This is a genomic window from Bdellovibrio bacteriovorus (assembly GCF_048286975.1).
In the GTDB taxonomy this organism is placed as follows: Bacteria; Bdellovibrionota; Bdellovibrionia; order Bdellovibrionales; family Bdellovibrionaceae; genus Bdellovibrio; species Bdellovibrio bacteriovorus_H.
Window position 1 is genome coordinate 676,234 of the sequence record NZ_JBLVRT010000001.1, and the last position, 16,634, is coordinate 692,867.

General features: G+C 49.0%; 12 protein-coding genes. 11 read left to right on the top strand and 1 reads right to left on the bottom strand.

Annotated elements, in window-relative coordinates; translation table 11 throughout:
* Nucleotides 1-55: 55 nt before the first annotated feature.
* Nucleotides 56-358, bottom strand: a complete 303-nt coding sequence (locus ACNQKP_RS03335) for a hypothetical protein (protein WP_232468877.1) — start codon at nt 356-358, stop codon at nt 56-58.
* A gap of 71 nt (nt 359-429) precedes the next feature.
* Here ACNQKP_RS03335 and ACNQKP_RS03340 point away from each other — a divergent pair, with 71 nt between their 5' ends.
* The 11 genes from ACNQKP_RS03340 (at nt 430) to ACNQKP_RS03390 (ending at nt 16,627) form a co-directional block, all read left to right on the top strand.
* Complete coding sequence (locus tag ACNQKP_RS03340; protein WP_417862835.1) at nt 430-1,140, top strand: DUF481 domain-containing protein; 711 nt, start codon at nt 430-432, stop codon at nt 1,138-1,140.
* Between the two features lie 15 nt (nt 1,141-1,155).
* A complete protein-coding gene (gene mscL, locus ACNQKP_RS03345; protein ID WP_417862836.1) occupies nt 1,156-1,590 on the top strand; it encodes a large conductance mechanosensitive channel protein MscL in 435 nt (144 codons plus the stop codon).
* Nucleotides 1,591-1,767: 177 nt separating this feature from the next.
* Nucleotides 1,768-3,165, top strand: coding sequence for a hypothetical protein (locus ACNQKP_RS03350; protein WP_417862838.1), 1,398 nt, complete (start codon nt 1,768-1,770; stop codon nt 3,163-3,165).
* Between the two features lie 81 nt (nt 3,166-3,246).
* Nucleotides 3,247-5,922, top strand: a complete 2,676-nt coding sequence (locus ACNQKP_RS03355; protein WP_417862839.1) for a penicillin-binding protein 1A — start codon at nt 3,247-3,249, stop codon at nt 5,920-5,922.
* Entirely contained in the window at nt 5,919-8,867 is a 2,949-nt protein-coding gene (uvrA, locus tag ACNQKP_RS03360; RefSeq protein ID WP_417862841.1) for an excinuclease ABC subunit UvrA, read from the top strand. The genes ACNQKP_RS03355 and uvrA overlap by 4 nt, the downstream gene beginning before the upstream one ends.
* Nucleotides 8,868-8,881: 14 nt before the next feature.
* Nucleotides 8,882-10,600, top strand: coding sequence for an ABC transporter ATP-binding protein (locus tag ACNQKP_RS03365; protein WP_417862842.1), 1,719 nt, complete (start codon nt 8,882-8,884; stop codon nt 10,598-10,600).
* A gap of 20 nt (nt 10,601-10,620) precedes the next feature.
* Entirely contained in the window at nt 10,621-11,811 is a 1,191-nt protein-coding gene (locus tag ACNQKP_RS03370) for a mechanosensitive ion channel family protein (RefSeq protein ID WP_417862844.1), read from the top strand.
* Between the two features lie 127 nt (nt 11,812-11,938).
* The gene (locus ACNQKP_RS03375; protein ID WP_015089343.1) at nt 11,939-13,495 is read left to right on the top strand and encodes a sigma 54-interacting transcriptional regulator; all 1,557 of its coding nucleotides are present in this window, start codon (nt 11,939-11,941) and stop codon (nt 13,493-13,495) included.
* 200 nt (nt 13,496-13,695) lie between these two features.
* Nucleotides 13,696-14,565, top strand: coding sequence for a hypothetical protein (locus ACNQKP_RS03380; protein WP_417862846.1), 870 nt, complete (start codon nt 13,696-13,698; stop codon nt 14,563-14,565).
* Between the two features lie 41 nt (nt 14,566-14,606).
* Nucleotides 14,607-15,641 carry an aminoglycoside phosphotransferase family protein gene (locus tag ACNQKP_RS03385; RefSeq protein WP_417862847.1) on the top strand — a complete coding sequence of 345 codons (1,035 nt, stop codon included), beginning with the start codon at nt 14,607-14,609 and terminating at the stop codon, nt 15,639-15,641.
* Nucleotides 15,638-16,627: a sugar phosphate nucleotidyltransferase gene (locus ACNQKP_RS03390; protein ID WP_417862849.1), complete on the top strand. Its 990-nt coding sequence runs from the start codon at nt 15,638-15,640 to the stop codon at nt 16,625-16,627. Before ACNQKP_RS03385 ends, ACNQKP_RS03390 begins: the two co-directional genes overlap by 4 nt.
* The last annotated feature ends 7 nt before the right edge of the window (nt 16,628-16,634 follow it).

The window sequence follows — 16,634 nt, forward strand, 5'->3', positions numbered from 1 at the left end:
GATGACTGCTGATGAATACTCGCCACAAGTCGAGGTTTTGGTGTTTTTGAAGGATTTAAGGAAGGCTTCCCGCCATCAGGGTATCAATTATCGTGGTGTGTTGACGGCGCAGGGCCAACTTGATGGCTTCCTCCGACTGAACAGACCCCAGCTTCAAAACAGTGTCATAGGGTGTTTTGATGGTCTTCATCACAGCTCCGTTGCAGAAGATTCTGCTGACCAGATAAGGATTTTGCGTTCCCCAATCCTCTGTCTGAATGTGGAACTTCTGACCGCGCACTGTAATATCTGAGTTAAAACCTTTTTGCACCTGCACAAACCTCCCGGAAAAATTAGCAGATTTTACTGTGTTTCTCATCAATTTTTTCTTGGACGAACGGCGAATTAAAACTAGAGTCAAATCCTGGATAAATAAAAGGAGATTTGTGTATGAAGATGTTCTCGATTGCCGCAAGTGTGTTCGCCTTGCTTTGTTCGTTCTCTGCCGCCGCAGCACCGGTTACCGGTGAAGCAGAAGCTGGTGCCGTAATTGTCAGCGGTAACAGTGATTCTGAGAGTTATGCTGCGAAAGCAAAAACCACTTACACTCAAGACAAGAACGTTTACTCCGCGTTCGGGCGCTATTTAAAAACGGACTCCAACGGTGTTGAATCTGCCCGCAACTGGGAAATCGGTGCTCGTTACGAACGTGAACTGACCGACTATCTGGGCGTGTTTGCCGGCCAAAAGGCAGAAAGCGATATCTTCAACGGCTACATCCAAAGGGACTCTTCCGACCTGGGTTTGAAGTACAGCGTGATCAAATCTGACGAAATGAACTGGTTCTTCGAGGTCGGTTATCGTTATCAAAAAACACTTCCCACAGGCGGCGGAACGACTCATGACAACATGGGACGTCTGTTCACCGAATTTAACAAAGCTTTGGATAAAACTTTGTCATTCAAGTACTGGGCGGAGTATCTGCCGAACTTCACAACCACGGATGCTTATTTGTTCAACACGGAAGCTTCATTGAATGTGATGTTGAACTCCGTTTTCTCTTTGAAGTTGGCTTATCTATTACAATATCAAAATTCCATTCCTGTTGATGGCAAGTACACAACAACCACAAGTACAATGAACCTTGTGGCAAAATTCTAAGAAAGGACTGCAACCATGTTTAAGGAGTTTAAAACGTTTATCATGCGCGGCAATGTCCTGGACATGGCTGTGGGTATCATTATCGGTGCGGCGTTCGGCAAGATTGTTACTTCATTTGTAACAGATGTTCTGACGCCAGTTCTTTCTTTGGGAATGGGCAAAGTTGATTTCTCAAATCTTTTCCTTGTTCTCAATGGCGACTCCTACCCGACACTGGACGCCGCCAAGGCCGCCGGTGTCGCGACATTGAACTACGGAACCTTTCTCAACGTGGTTCTGGACTTTGTCATCGTGGCCTTTTCAATCTTCCTGATTATTAAAGCCGCAAACAAATTGAAGCGGGCCGAAGAGCCCGCCCCAGTGACCACGAAAGAATGTCCAGAGTGCTGCTCAAGCATCCCGATGAAAGCACGCAAGTGCGCTCACTGCGGAAGTGCGGTTGCTTCCTAGACCTTTTCAGTTTCAAAACACCTCGAAGCCCGGTCCCAAGCCGGGCTTTTTTATTTTCTTTTCCCACCTGTACTGGCTTTGGCCGAAATCTCACTCTGAGACGTAAACCTTTTGGGCAGGTCTGCCGATAATTGGTACTGGTATTGCACCACTCATTATCATCGGGGAGGAAATCAAATGAATAAGATTTCAAGCTCTAAAAAAAATGCATCTGTCAAAACAGTTATCAACATCCTGAGCGTGCTTTCATTGATAGCCCCTTCTGTATCCTTTGCTGAATCAAGTACTGGCGGAATCACAATTGGCACCAGATCTGCCGAAGACGTAGCTGAAAGCAAAAAAGCACGCGAGCGATCTGAGTGCAACCAGGCTCGCAGCGAAATCTCTTCTGCTAAAAACAAAATCGCCGAAGCCTGCCGCAAAGCCGGCCTGGGTTCCGGATGTGCGGAAAAAGCCGCTGCCTGCTCCGAAACTTTGGGCACTGATAGCTTTGACACCACTGACGCCATTGGAACTTTGATGGGTCTTCCGGCAGGCTCCAATATTGGTGGCTCTTGCCCCCAGATGAATGGTCGCGACTATTACGACGAAAAAAAGCGTCTTGAAACCGAGATCAAAGACACTCAAAAAGACATCGCCGAACTGGCTGATGATGAAGCTGAGATCAAGGAAACGTTCAATACGACCATTCAGGAACTACAACAGGCTCTGACCGATGCCCAGCAGGAACTGGAAGAGACTAAAACGTCGTTGGACGAGCAAGAGCGTGAGAAGATCTCTGAATTCCAGGCCAGCCAAAATGCTGCCAAAGAAAAGCTGCGCGAGTACAACTCCAAAATCATCTCTTTGCGTTCTGAGATGACAAATGCGGTTCGTGAAAAAGCGACCAAAATGCTGGAATTGACAGCAGAAACATCCAAGTATGCTTGCAATCAAGAATACACCAAGGCCGCAGAATCCTATGGTAAAGTGAACGCGACCTCCAACAAAAGCCATATTTCCAAAGCCAAAGCCCAAAAAGCAGCGGCTCTGGATGCGTTCAACAAATGTATGAACCGCTTCCAGCAAGCGCGCATATCTTTGAATGAACAAAGCTCTGCCAAGATGGAATCGATCACCGATCAAATCCGCAATGCTGAAGCCAGCACGGACGAGCTGAATGATTCTTTGAATCTGGCTTCCACGCAGTTGGATCAGATGAAAGCGGACACAACAAAAAGAAAAACACAGGCCGAAAAGAAGGTCACTGAACTGATGACCCTGACTCAGAACAAGATGCAGGCGGCTCAGGAAAACATGCAGACCAAATTGAAAGCCCTGGCTACTAAACAGCAGAGCTACACCGAGGCTTTGAACCGGGCCAACAATTCCCTGATGACTTTGGGTCCTGCGCCAAAACGTGGTGCGGAATACACATCTGAGGAAGCTTCTAGTGAGATTTCCGCGCAAACTGAGATTATCGAAGACGTAAAGGCCAACATAGCTAGTTCCGGAATTGATTGCTACCTGGGTGAAGCTGCGAAGGGCTCCTCGAAACGTTCCCGCAGTTCGGGATCCAAATCAGGCAGAAAGTAAGACCCAGCCTTCGGGCCAGTGTCCCTAGACCCTGCCCATTTGCACTGTTAGAATGGGGGCTTATTAAAGGAGCCCCCCACAGTGTTAAAAAAGATCCTGCTATTTTGCGTCGCCCTCGGTCTTGTCGGCATCCTCGGTGTCTATCTCATCATTCAGTCTGTCAGATCCGGCCTGCCACAATTGATCACTGTGAAAGACTACCAGCCCCTGCTGGTCAGTCAGGTCTATGATCGCAACAATAAGAAAATCGGTGAGTTCTTCCGCGAACGCCGCACCTTGGTTCCTTACGAAAAGATTCCAAAGAATCTTGTCAATGCGTTCCTGGCGGCCGAAGATGATCAGTTCTTCTCGCACAAAGGGATCAACCCCCAAGCCATCTTCCGTGCGGCATTAGCCAACCTGCGCGCCGGTCGCTCCGTTCAAGGGGGATCGACGATCACGCAGCAGGTGGCAAAAACACTGCTTCTGTCCTCTGAAAAAACTCTGACTCGAAAATTGCGTGATATTCTGCTGGCAATTGAGATGGAAAAGAATCTGAGCAAGGAAGACATCCTTTTCCTTTATCTGAATCAGATCTATTTCGGTCAGGGAGCTTACGGTGTTGAACAGGCCGCCCAGACTTATTATCGCAAGCCGGTTTCCAAACTGACTTTGTCCGAAATGGCAATCCTGGCGGGTCTTCCTCAGGCGCCTTCCCGTTACAGCCCGGTTTCAAATCCTTTGCGCGCCAAAGAACGTCAGATCTATGTTCTGCGCCGCATGGCTGATGTCGGTTACGTCAGCAAGGAAGAGTCTGAAGCGGCCATCAAAGAGCCGGTGAAGGTTTACGTTCGTGAAAACTACGAAGAATATGCGCCGTTCTATCTGGAAACCGTTCGTCAGTTGCTGGTGAATCAACTGGGTGAAGACATGGTTTTGGATAAGGGCCTTAAAATTTACACCAGCCTTGATCTGACCAAACAGATGGCCGCTCAGGACTCTGTAAAAGAAGGTCTGAAGTCTTTGGATAAACGTCAGGGCTACCGTGGTCCGGCCAAAAATCTTTCTGATGAAGACGCTATCGAAGAATTCCTGAAGGAAAATCAAAAGAAGCTGATCTCGGACTTCACTCCGGAAAGAATCATTCTTCCGGACGGAAAGTTCGCCGATATCGTACCGGTGAAATCAGCGCAGGATGAAAAGCTGCATCCGTTGCTGCCTCCGTATATCAAACTGAAAGACACCGTGAATGGTGTCGTTGAAAAAGTCGACGATGCGCTGGGTTTGGTTTACGTGAAACTGCCAGAGACCCGCGGCGTGATTGACATTGAAACCATGACTTGGGCGCGCAAGCCGGATTCTGAGGCTCGCTATGATCTGGCCGCTATCAAAAAGCCTTCAGACGCACTAAAAAAAGGTGATGTGATTTTGGTGAAGGTGGTTGCAGATCAATTCAGCTCCACACGACTGGCCAGCAAGAAAAAAGGCCTGCCAACCGCCGCTGCGCCGGACTTAAGCAAATTCATCGGTCTTGAGCTGGATCAGGAACCACTTGTTGAAGGGGCCTTGATTTCATTTGATCAGGAAAATCAGGATGTCCTGGCGATGGTCGGCGGATCCAGCTTTGCAAAAAGTGAATTTAATCGTGCAATTCAAGCTCCCCGCCAGACAGGTTCTGCTTTTAAAGCCATTGTTTACGCTTCAGCCCTGGAAAAAGGCTACACTCCGGCAACTCCTATCATGGATGCCCCGATTGTATATGAAGAAGGTGGCGCCGCTGACGATGCTGAAGGCCAGGGTGACATGAAGGTTTGGAAGCCATCCAATCACTCCAAAAGCTTCGGTGGCGACATCCTGTTCCGCAACGCTTTGATAAAGTCTTTGAATATCCCGACAGTAAAAATCATCGAGGACGTCGGTGTTCCCTGGTCTATGGAATACGCTCGCCGTTTGGGAATCTACAGTCCTTTGAATCCGGATTTCACGCTGGCTCTGGGCTCCAGCAGCGTGACTTTGTACGAGATGACCAAGGCTTTCGCTGAATTCGGTCGTCTTGGCAAAAGACTCTCACCGCTGCTGATTCACAAGGTTGATGATGCCAACGGTAAGAATCTGCTAAAAACAGTTTCTTTGGATGCACGTTTTGACAAAGAGATCAAAACCATCAATGACGGTTTTGAAGAGCGTCGCAAAGCCTTCCTGGAAGCCATGAATGATCCAGCCAAGGTCGAGGAAATGAAAAAGAAAGAAGGCAAGAATGCCAAACTTGATCCAAGTATCTTCTTCCAGGATGCCGATCAGCTGATTCGTCCCTCCACAGCCTATGTGATGACAACATTGTTGAAAGGCGTGGTTGAAGACGCCGGTGGTACGGGTGGTCGCGCAAGAGCTGTGGGCCGTGAGGTCGCTGGTAAGACTGGATCCACGAACAACTACTTTGACGCGTGGTTTATCGGCTACAGCCCGCAGATCTCCACTGGCGTGTGGGTGGGCTTTGACAAAGAGAAAAGCTTGGGTAAAGGCGAGGTCGGTGGACGCTCTGCTTTGCCGATTTGGGTGGACTACATGAAAGCGGCTCACGAAGGTCTTCCGCAGATGACTTTCCCCGTGCCGGACGGTATCGTGTTTGCTAATATCGACAGCGAAACTGGCAAACTGGCTTCGGCCTCAACCAAGAAGATCATTCGTCAGGCTTTCGTTGAAGGAACTGAACCTACAGCCGCCTCCAACAAAGCTGAAGAAGCAACTGACTTCTACAAACAGGATTTATCGGAATGAAGGATATTCACCTCTGGGGGGTGAAACAAAACAATCTTAAGAACATTGAGGTCAAGATCCCGGTTGGTTCCATGACGGTGATCTGCGGCCCCAGTGGTTCCGGGAAATCTTCCCTGGCCTTCGAGACATTGTTTGCCGAAGGTCAGCGTCGCTTTATCGAAAGCATGTCCAACTATGCCCGTCAGTTTCTGAACAAAGCACCGAAACCGGACATTGAAGGCATCAACAATATTCCCCCAGCTATTTCGATTGAACAAAAGAACACGGTTAAAAGTTCCCGCTCGACCGTCGGAACCACAACCGAAATCATCGACTATCTTCGCCTGCTTTACGAAAAAATCGGAAAGTCCTACTGCCCGACTCACCACTGCCCCACTGAAAAAGAAAGTGTGACCGAAGCCACTGACAAGGTTCTGAAGAACTTTGCCGGGAAACGCGGCTATCTTCTGGTGGAAATCAATTCTGAAGGCCGCGTTGCTGAAGGCAAAAAACTTCACTCCCTGCTGCTGCAAGATGGTTATCTGCGTATCTATATTCCGAAAGTGACGGAAGTTAAAAAGCCGGCAGCAAAAGCAGCTGGCAAAAAAACCAAAGCTTCCGGCAAGAAAGCCTCCAAAAAAGTCGAAAATCCTGAAATTGTGGCGACTCATCCTGGTGGCCTGACCAATGAAGAAATGGGCACTGTCGTCGAAATCGGCGAAGCAGCCGCAATCAAAAAAGGTCTGCCTAAAGAGACCTTCTATCTGGTGATCGACCGTATGTCCTTCAACGAGGATGAACGCGGCCGTCTGGCAGACTCACTGACTCAAGCCTATGAAGCCAGCATCAAATACAACACGCATTTGATCACCCGCAGAGCGACGATTCTTTCCACTGATGGAGAACGCCTGCAGGTCAGCGAAGAAGCGTCCTGCCCGGTGTGTGGTTATACTCCTCCGCCACTGAGCTCGAAACTTTTCAGTTTTAATTCTCCGATTGGCGCCTGCCCGACGTGCAAAGGCTTCGGAAACATCCTGGATATCGACGAAGAAAAAGTGATTCCAAATCCGAATTTGAGCCTGGCTCAAGGGGCCTTAAGCCCGTTCTGGATGCCCAGTGCGGCTCATGAAAAAAAGCAGCTGCTTGCCTACTGCAAAAAGACCAAGATCGACACTCACACCCCCTGGAAGGACCTTCCGAAGGCCGAACGTGATGTGATCTGGAATGGAAACAAAGATTTCTTCGGCGTGCGCGGTCTGTTTGAGTACCTGGATCAGATCAAATACAAAATGCACGTGCGGGTGTTTATTTCCCGCTTCCGCAGTCCGTTCCAGTGCCCGACTTGCAAAGGCGCGCGCCTGCGCACGGAAGCCAATCACGTTCTTATTGCCAACTCGAATATCAATGATCTTTCCAATTTGACGATTGAAGATCTGAATACTTTCTTCCAAAAACTGGAAGTCACCCCTTTCCAGCAGGAAGTTGCCGGCGAGGTGTTAAAGCAAATACGCTCACGTCTGGAATTCCTGATGCGCGTGGGGGTTCATTATCTGTCCCTGGGACGTGAAACCCGCACACTGTCCGGTGGGGAATATCAGCGTTTGATTCTTGCAAACCAACTGGGCATGGGGCTTTCTCAAGCTTTGTATGTTTTGGATGAACCGACCGTGGGTCTGCACCCGCGCGACAATGATCGTTTGATTTCGATCCTTAAAGACCTTAAGGATCTTGGAAACACTCTGGTTATCGTTGAGCACGATCACGATGTGATCAAAGCCAGCGAACACATCATCGAAATGGGTCCTGGCTCTGGATACCTGGGTGGTGAGGTTGTTTACTCTGGCACCACTGAAAAGTTCTATGACTATGAAAAGTCCAACACCGTTCCATTCTTAAAGCCTTCCAAAAACTGGCAGGCTTTACGCACGATTCGTCCGGTGGATGTGGATAACTACAAAGTCAAAATTGAACTAAAAGGCGCCAAAGGACACAACCTGAAAAATTTGGATGTGACCTTCCCGCTGAATCGCCTGGTGACTGTGACCGGCGTCAGTGGTTCTGGCAAGTCGACTTTGATTTCAAAAACTCTGTATCCGGCTTTGGCTCGCGCTTTGGATATCGAGTATATGCCAGCCCAGGACTATTCAGGCTTGGACGGTGTGGAGCATATCAAAAACGTGCTGTTGATTGACCAGTCCCCGATTGGTAAATCCGCACGAAGCTCGCCAATCACTTACCTGAAGGCGTTTGATGCCATTCGTATGATCATGTCCACGACTCCTGAAGCCCAGTCCCGTGGTTACACCGCTGGAACCTTCAGCTTGAACGTGGATGGTGGGCGCTGCCCGGCCTGCAAGGGCACGGGTTATGAGGAAATCGACATGATGTTCATGGATAACGTGGTTATCCCGTGTGACGTCTGTGACGGTAAAAAGTACCGTCCCGAGATCCTTGAAATTCAGTATAAAAACAAAAACGTACACGAAATTCTTTCAATGACCGTGAATGAAGCCATGAATTTCTTCGTGGCCCACCCGAATATCCGCAAGCCTTTGAGCGTACTGAAAGAAGTCGGACTGGATTACCTGCAGCTGGGGCAACCGGCCAACTCTTTAAGCGGCGGGGAATCCCAGCGCTTGAAAATCGCCAAAGAACTGTCTCAGGTCCAACAGAAGTCCACCCTGTACATTCTGGATGAGCCGACCACAGGTCTGCACTTCCGTGAGGTGGAGCTTTTGATGAAGGTCCTGAACAAACTGATCGAGACGGGCGGCAGCGTTGTCGTCGTGGAACACAATCTCGATGTGATCCGTGGCTCAGATTATGTGATTGACCTCGGTCCTGAAGCAGGTAAAAAGGGCGGAAACATTGTGGCGACAGGCACCCCGGACGATATCATGAAAGTGAAGAAAAGTCTGACTGGGCAATATCTCAAGCGTTATATCGAGAGCCACCAAACCTCGTAATCTGGAAACAAAAGATGTCACCTGAAATCAAGAAGCTCCTGGGCGAACTTAAACAGTACAAAAGCACCCTTTACATCGTCGCCGCCACAGGGATTCTGAATGCGCTGGCAACCACGCAGCTGGCTTATATGATCAAAGGGCTGTTCGATGGACTGTCTGCAAATCAGCAACAGGCCATGGCCACTCTGGTGCCAATGGCCTTGGGTTTGGCGCTGGTTCAAGCGACCTCTCGTTACTTCCATATTTATCTGATGAACTACACCGCCGAGCGCGTGGTTCAGGGGCTGCGCCAGAAACTTCAGCAGAAGTTCATGCGCCTGAATCTGTCCTTCCATAACAACTATGCCGCAGGTTCTGGTGGCTTGATCAGCCGTATTCTGAATGACATTCGCATCATCCAGGATGGCCTGCGTGTTGTGGCCGACATTTTCCTGTATCCGCTGATGCTGGTCGGCTTGCTGATCAATCTGATCCGCATCGACTGGAAGCTGACATTGGCCACTTTCCTGATTGCACCGGTGATTGCGGTTATTCTGAAAAACATCGCCCGCAGCATGCGCAAGTATATTCCTCAAGAACGTGACGTGATGGAGTACATGACCTCCACCATCAAAGAAAGTCTGGACGGCGTTCGTATCATCCAGTCTTTCAACCTTGAAAAAGACATGGGTGAGCGCCTGATAAAGGAATCAGACAAGTACCTTGGCATCCGCAAGACCATCTACAAACGCCAGGAAGCCAGCGGTCCTGTCACCGAATTCCTCGCAACTGCGATTGTTCTTTGTGTGTTCATGTATGTGAGCTATGAAATCGCCGCTGGTCGCAGCACGCCGGGAACTTTCGTGGGCTTTGTGGCTTCCTTGTTGATGATCAATCAGCCGATCAAGCGTGTTCAGGAAGCTTACGTTCGCATTCAGGAAGTGACCATTTCCCTGCGTCGAATCTTTGAGATTATTGAAAATGAATCGGAAGTTCCTCAAGTTGCGAATCCAGTTCCATTCCCAAAAGACTGGAAAAAGATCACTTATAAAAACGTGAGCTTCAGCTATGGCAAAGAAATGATCCTGAAGAATCTGAACCTGGAAATCAACCGCGGCGAAGTGGTTGCTTTGGTCGGCGCCAGCGGCAGTGGTAAATCCACCATCGTGAACCTGCTGGAAAGATTCTTTGATCCCACTTCCGGCGAAATTCTGATTGATGGCGTGAACATTCATGATATCGGCCTGAAGGATCTGCGTCGCAATGTCGCCTTGGTGACTCAGGATGTGTTCTTGTTCAGCGATACCATCGAAAAGAACATCTGGGCTGGTGACTACAACCGCTCCCGTGAAGACATCCCGGCCATGGCAAAGCTGGCGAACGCCCATGACTTCATCATGAAAACACCGCATGGCTATCAAAGCCGCGTGGGCGACCGCGGAAATCTTCTTTCCGGCGGCGAAAAGCAGCGCATCAGCATTGCTCGTGCGATGTTTAAAGATGCTCCGGTTCTGATTTTGGATGAAGCGACAAGCGCCTTGGACACCGCCAGCGAAATCGAAGTTCAAAAGGGGATTGATCATCTGATGGAGGGCCGCACGGCTCTGGTGATTGCCCACCGTCTGTCGACAATTCAAAAAGCCGACAAGATTGTCGTCATGAAATCAGGAGAGATCGCCGAGATCGGAACTCACAAGGACCTCATGTCAAATGAGGGTGAATACTTCCGCTTCCACAGTTTACAACACACTTAATTCTATGATCTAAATAAAGTATGCCTACTTTATTTGGATCTGAACTGAGCAGCGCTGTTATCAACACTGGTATTGCCACCATCATCCTGATTGTGGCCTTGTCCCTGATCAGCTGGTTTTTCCCTTGGCTGCAGAAAAAGATCAAATCGCTGCCCCATAGCCAGCTTCCCGCCCTAAAGATTCACAACTTCGAAATCATCACTGCTCAGTCCTTGACCGCTGGCATCTGCAGCCTGCTGAAAGGTCTGCGACTGATCATCACTGTCCTGGGTCTTTATTTCTACTTCTCGCTTGTGCTGGGCTTTTTCCCGGACACGCAGCACATTTCTGAAAACATGCTTCACTATATCCTGGATCCCCTGAAGGAAGTGCTGAAGACAATTGTCGACTACATCCCCAAAGCCATCTATGTCATCGTCATCTGCCTGGTGATGCGCTATATTCTGAAAGTCATCCGCTTGTTCTTCCTGCGTATCGAGGCGGGCTACCTCAAAATTGAGGGCTTTCATGCGGAATGGGCCCAGCCAACTTACAATCTGGTGCGCATTCTGGTTTTCGCCTTTACGTTGATTATCATCTTCCCTCATCTGCCTGGATCCAGCTCTCCGGCCTTCCAGGGGGTTTCAGTGTTCCTGGGTCTTTTGATTTCCCTTGGTTCAAGTTCTGCCATTTCAAATATGGTGGCGGGCCTGGTGATCACTTACATGCGGCCGTTTCAAGTCGGTGACCGCGTGAAGCTTGGCACCACGATCGGCGATGTGGTGGAAAAGAATTTGCTGATCACCCGCATTCGCACGATCAAAAATGTGGATGTGACCATTCCAAACTCCAACGTACTTAACAGCCACATCATCAACTTTAGTGCTGTTGCTGACACCAAAGGATTGATCCTGAATCCACGAATCACGATTGGTTATGATGTGAACTGGAGAAAAGTGCACGAGCTTTTATTAGGGGCCGCGGCCCGCACCGAAGGCGTTTTAAAAGATCCTAAACCGTTTGTCTTCCAGACAGCTCTGGACAACTCGTATGTGCAGTATGAACTGAATGGTTACACCCGTCTTGCAAACAATTTTGACGATGTGTACTCGGATCTATACAGAAATATTCAGGATTTGTTTAACGAAGCTCAGATCGAAATCATGTCCCCAACCTATCATGCGCTTCGTGATGGCGAAGGAAAGCACATCCCCCCGGAGTATAAGTCCTAATTTGAGACGTGCGTCCCAGTCCTTGGTCCAGCTTTGCACGCTCTTTAGACAGTCCCGCTAAAGTTCGTCTACTTTCTTGACGATAAAAGTATCGATACTTTTGACAGTCACTGAAAGGACGATACTTATGATTAATTGGGATGAGTTTGAACATATACATGTCATCAACAAGCTCAAACAGATTCTCAGCGCGTGGTGGAACATTGACGTTGTTTTCACAGACGAGCGCGGAATGCTTAAGGGTTATGACTCTGATAAAGTCACCTTCAGCAACCCGGCAATCACAGCTCTGGTAAGAAAAGAAGCCGGTCAGCAAAGCATCGCAGAACTTGTGACCAAGTCTTTGGATGATCTTCGCACTTCCCAAAACAGATTCTCCCTGCGCAAGTGGGACATGGTTGGTTTTGATGTGGGTGTATTCCCGATCATGATCGAAAATGACTGTGTGGGTACGGTTGTGGCTATGGGCTTCTTCCGTGATTCCAACTTCACTTCCCGCATGACAGAAATCCGCGAGCGCCTTGCGGCCTTCGGTATGTCCGGCGAAGTGATTGAAAAGTGCCTGGGCAAACTGAAATTCCTGGATGATCAGGAGCGCGCTCACTTCAACGAGCTGTGCGAACTGGTGGCTCAGGAGATCGTGACTCTTCACCTGGAAATCTCTTCCCGTGAAGACCGCATCAAAGAATTGAACAAAGAACTGGGTAACCGTTTCAAGTATGACAACATGATCGGTAAGTCCAAACCAATGCAGTCCCTGTATGCTTTGCTTGATAAAATCAAAGGTGCAGATTCGACAGTATTGGTACAGGGTGAAAACGGTACCGGTAAGGAATTGATCGCAAAATCAATTCACTACAACTCTCACCGTAAAGACAAGCCTTTCATCATTCAGAACTGTTCCGCGTTCAATGACAACCTTTTGGAATCTGAATTGTTCGGTCACGTAAAAGGCTCCTTCACAGGTGCTTTGAAAGACAAAAAAGGTCTTTTCGAAATGGCCGACAAAGGAACTTTCTTCCTGGATGAGATCGGGGACACCTCCCCGCAGATGCAGGTAAAACTGCTGCGTGTTCTTCAGGAAGGTACGTTCATGCCAGTGGGTGCGACTGAATCCCGCAAAGTGGATGTGCGTATCGTGGCGGCAACAAACAGAAACCTGAAGGAAATGGTAGAACAAGGCACCTTCCGTGAGGACTTGTACTATCGCCTGAATGTTATCAACATCCGAGTTCCTCCGATGCGTGAAAGAAAAGAAGACATCCCGTTCCTGGTGGATTTCTTCCTTAACAAAATTCACGATCAGCAAGGCGGACCAAAACGCCAGATCACCAAACGTGCTTTGGAAAAGCTTTATGACTATCCATGGCCGGGCAACGTGCGTGAGCTGCAGAATGAGATCGAAAGACTTTGTGTTCTTTCCGGTGACGAAACAAAACTGATGGCGGAACTTCTTTCCCCGAAAGTTTTGGAAGCCGGCGAAAAGAACAAAGTTCAGGGTTCCCGTTTGCAGGGTAAGCTGAAAGATGCGTTGGAAGACCTTGAGCGCGAAATGATCCGCGAGGGTCTGCGCCGCACAGGCTGGAACAAATCCAAGCTTGCAAAAGAACTGGGTATCAGCCGCGCGGGTCTTATCATGAAGGTCGAAAAGTACGGCCTGGATAAGCGTAAACTGGCGCGCTAAAAAGGGCACCGACCCTAAAAGAATTACCTAAATGATCGAAACTTAGTGGGCTTTAAGAGCAAATCTTAAAGCCCACTTTTTTTGCTAAAAACAGGCTATCCCACTGAATATACTCAATAATTCGAATCCCCCTCGGACTTGGCATTGCTCTTGTAGTAGTGAAGTTCCAGCTAGGTATTGTGTAAGGGGTACGTGGTTTTATGCAGACAACATTGGATAGCTCTTTTGTAGAAAGACTAAAGCAGATTCTGGCCAACCGCTATGGGAAGGGTTTACAGATCCGTCAATTGATGGACCTGTCTGAAGTTTCAGGCGCGGAAGAAATGTTCACGCGGGGGCGTGACCTTCATATTCCTATTCGAGTGAATGGGAACTTCTTGGGAACAGCTGTGGTGCCATCCGCAGATGATCTGAATAGTGAGAAGCGTTCTGGAGTGGCTCAGTTGGTAAGAATGGTTCTGGAACCAGCCATGTACAAATGGTATCTGGATCAGAAAGAAGCCAACCTTGAAGAGCTTTCCAAAGTTCAACCCAATCTGGACAACGTTCGACTGTTTGGTGAAGAACCGATGCCAACAATTGATGAACTTCTGGCTGAAGACTCGATCGTCCCCAACGAAGGTCCAGCCGCAGAACTGATTTCTCACCTGATCCACCTTGAGGGCCGATCCGAAAACAACAACAAGAAAGTCGCTTTGCAACTGCATGAACTGACCGGCCGCTGGGCATTTGTTCCTTTCAATGACATCAAAGGTCAGCTTCACTCTTCCATGGATATTGCCCGCATGGGTGGAATGACAATCTTTGTGGAAAACGTTGAAAACCTGAATGCCGCCGAACAAGAGCTGCTGATGGATTATATCAGCGAAGAGCATCTGGACGACGAACCTCTGATCGTTACCAGCTCCCTGAAAAGTCTGGAAGAACTGGGTGAAAGCACGCTGGATTCAAAATTCGTGGACGAGATTTCCGTGAACTGCTTTGAAGTCGACCGTGCGCCGATGACGCCACAGGGACTGAAGGAAGTTCTGGAGCTGTTCTTCATTAAAGATGGTCCGATCGACGCCTGATTTTCCCGTCTGATTTGTCCTTGATAATGCCGTGAGTGTCTGTGAGAATTTTTCTTATGGTCACTCACGATGAATTTCTAGTTCCATTTTTGACAAAAGCTTTGAACTCCGACAACTACAAGGTCTTTTCCTTGGCCGGAGACGCCTCCAACCGCCGTTACTATCGCGTGGTGCAGGACAACCAGTCCTGGGTGCTGATGCGCTGGGAGCCTTTTGATCCCAACAACTATCCCTTCCTGAGCGTGCTGAATCACTTCGCCAAAAACGGCGTGCATGTTCCGACCGTTGTGGCGCAGTCCCCGCAAGAAGGTCTGATGCTGCTGGAGGATCTGGGCGATCTGACCCTGGAAAGAAAATTCTGGGAAAGCCAAAGCCAGGAAGCGTCTTTGGAGTTCTACCAGATGGCCGTCGACGAGATCGTGAAAATCCATCACCCGGCCACTTTGGATAAATCTGACTGCACCGCTTTCAAGATCGAATTCAACACCGAAAAATTCCTGTGGGAGATGAACTACGGTAAAGACAATCTGCTTTCCGGCGTTCTGAAATTTCCATTCGGCGAATCCCTGAACAAAGAAATCACGGATATCTTTGTGGATATCTCAAGCCGCCTGGACAGGGAGCCAAAACGCATCGCTCACCGCGACTATCATTCCCGCAATCTGATGATCAAACTGGATCAGATGAGCGTGATTGATTTCCAGGACGCCCGCCTGGGGCCGATTCAGTATGATCTGGTCAGCCTGATGCGTGATTCTTACGTGGACATGAATGATTCCATGGCGCGCACCCTGATTGACTACTATCTGGATAGATCCAAGGCTTATTTGCCAAAAGATTTCTCTCGCGAGCAGTTTGACCGCATCTATGAGCTGCAATCAATCCAGCGCTGCTTTAAGGCGTGCGGAAGCTTTGCCAGCTTCTATCACCTGCGCCAAGACCGTCGTTATCTGAAATACCTTTCCGGAACTCTTCGCCGTGTGATGAAAGCCATCAACGAATTCCCGGAATACAAAGTATTTGCCGATGTCCTGATTGATTCCGGTGCTCTGGAAAGAAAGTACGAAACTCTATGAATGTGATGCTGCTGGCGGCGGGTGAAGGCACAAGACTTCGCCCCTACACGCTGACACTTCCAAAACCAGCCATTCCCTTTGTAACAGTTCCGTTGGCTGGACACTCCCTGAGCTTTCTGGGAAATCTTGCCATCAACAAGCTGGTGGTGAACACCTATCATCTGCCCGGCGAAATCCACCACCTTTTCCACAGCCTGCGCCACCATGCGAAGTCTTTGCATTTTTCTGATGAGGTTGGACAGATTCTGGGCAGCGGTGGCGGACTGGGTAAAGCCCGGGATCACTTTGTGGGTGATGATTCCTTCGTCATGATGAATGCCGATGAGATCATTCTTCCCAAAGAGGCTGACATCATGAAAAAAGCGATCACCCATCACCGTCATCAGCGCAACATCGCGACTTTGATGGTGATGGACCATCCTGGCGTGGGAACAAAGTTTGGTGGGGTCTGGACAGATGCTCACAACCGCGTGCTGGGCTTTGGAAAAACCCCGATCGCCGGAGCCGTGAAGGCATGGCACTTCGTGGGCGTTCAGATCCTTGCTGACAAGGTTTTTGATTTTATTCCAGCACAAGGTGAATCCAATATTCTGTATGACGCTTTGACAGCGGCGATTAAAAAAGGCCTGAGCGTTGAAGCTTATCCTTTTGAATGCACTTGGTTTGAAACCGGAAATCCCACCGACTTTCTGGAGGCTTCTGAAAAGTGCCTGCATTATTTGGCGGGACCTGTGACTTATCAAAAGGCCATTCTTGAAGGAACTTTGAAAAGATATTCCAAAGAAGAAACCATTTTGGCCTCTACTGACGGAGGCTTCAGCTTGGTTTCAAAATCCGCATTTCTGGGACACTCGCGAATTCATGGCACTTTCTGCGCAGGCCCCGGAGCCATTGTGGAAAATGGCTGTGAACTGACGAACGTCATCGTGGGAGCCAACGCACGGGTGCCAGCGGGCACTCAAGCCAAAGACACTCTCTTTCTGTAATAAGGAC

What these genes read in the sequence shown, in the direction of transcription:
- ACNQKP_RS03335 (WP_232468877.1), bottom strand. Translation starts at nt 358, where the DNA reads ATGAGAAACACAGTAAAATCTGCTAATTTTTCCGGGAGGTTTGTGCAG.
- ACNQKP_RS03380 (WP_417862846.1), top strand. Translation starts at nt 13,696, where the DNA reads ATGCAGACAACATTGGATAGCTCTTTTGTAGAAAGACTAAAGCAGATT.
- mscL (WP_417862836.1), top strand. Translation starts at nt 1,156, where the DNA reads ATGTTTAAGGAGTTTAAAACGTTTATCATGCGCGGCAATGTCCTGGAC.
- ACNQKP_RS03370 (WP_417862844.1), top strand. Translation starts at nt 10,621, where the DNA reads ATGCCTACTTTATTTGGATCTGAACTGAGCAGCGCTGTTATCAACACT.
- ACNQKP_RS03365 (WP_417862842.1), top strand. Translation starts at nt 8,882, where the DNA reads ATGTCACCTGAAATCAAGAAGCTCCTGGGCGAACTTAAACAGTACAAA.
- uvrA (WP_417862841.1), top strand. Translation starts at nt 5,919, where the DNA reads ATGAAGGATATTCACCTCTGGGGGGTGAAACAAAACAATCTTAAGAAC.
- ACNQKP_RS03340 (WP_417862835.1), top strand. Translation starts at nt 430, where the DNA reads ATGAAGATGTTCTCGATTGCCGCAAGTGTGTTCGCCTTGCTTTGTTCG.
- ACNQKP_RS03350 (WP_417862838.1), top strand. Translation starts at nt 1,768, where the DNA reads ATGAATAAGATTTCAAGCTCTAAAAAAAATGCATCTGTCAAAACAGTT.
- ACNQKP_RS03390 (WP_417862849.1), top strand. Translation starts at nt 15,638, where the DNA reads ATGAATGTGATGCTGCTGGCGGCGGGTGAAGGCACAAGACTTCGCCCC.
- ACNQKP_RS03375 (WP_015089343.1), top strand. Translation starts at nt 11,939, where the DNA reads ATGATTAATTGGGATGAGTTTGAACATATACATGTCATCAACAAGCTC.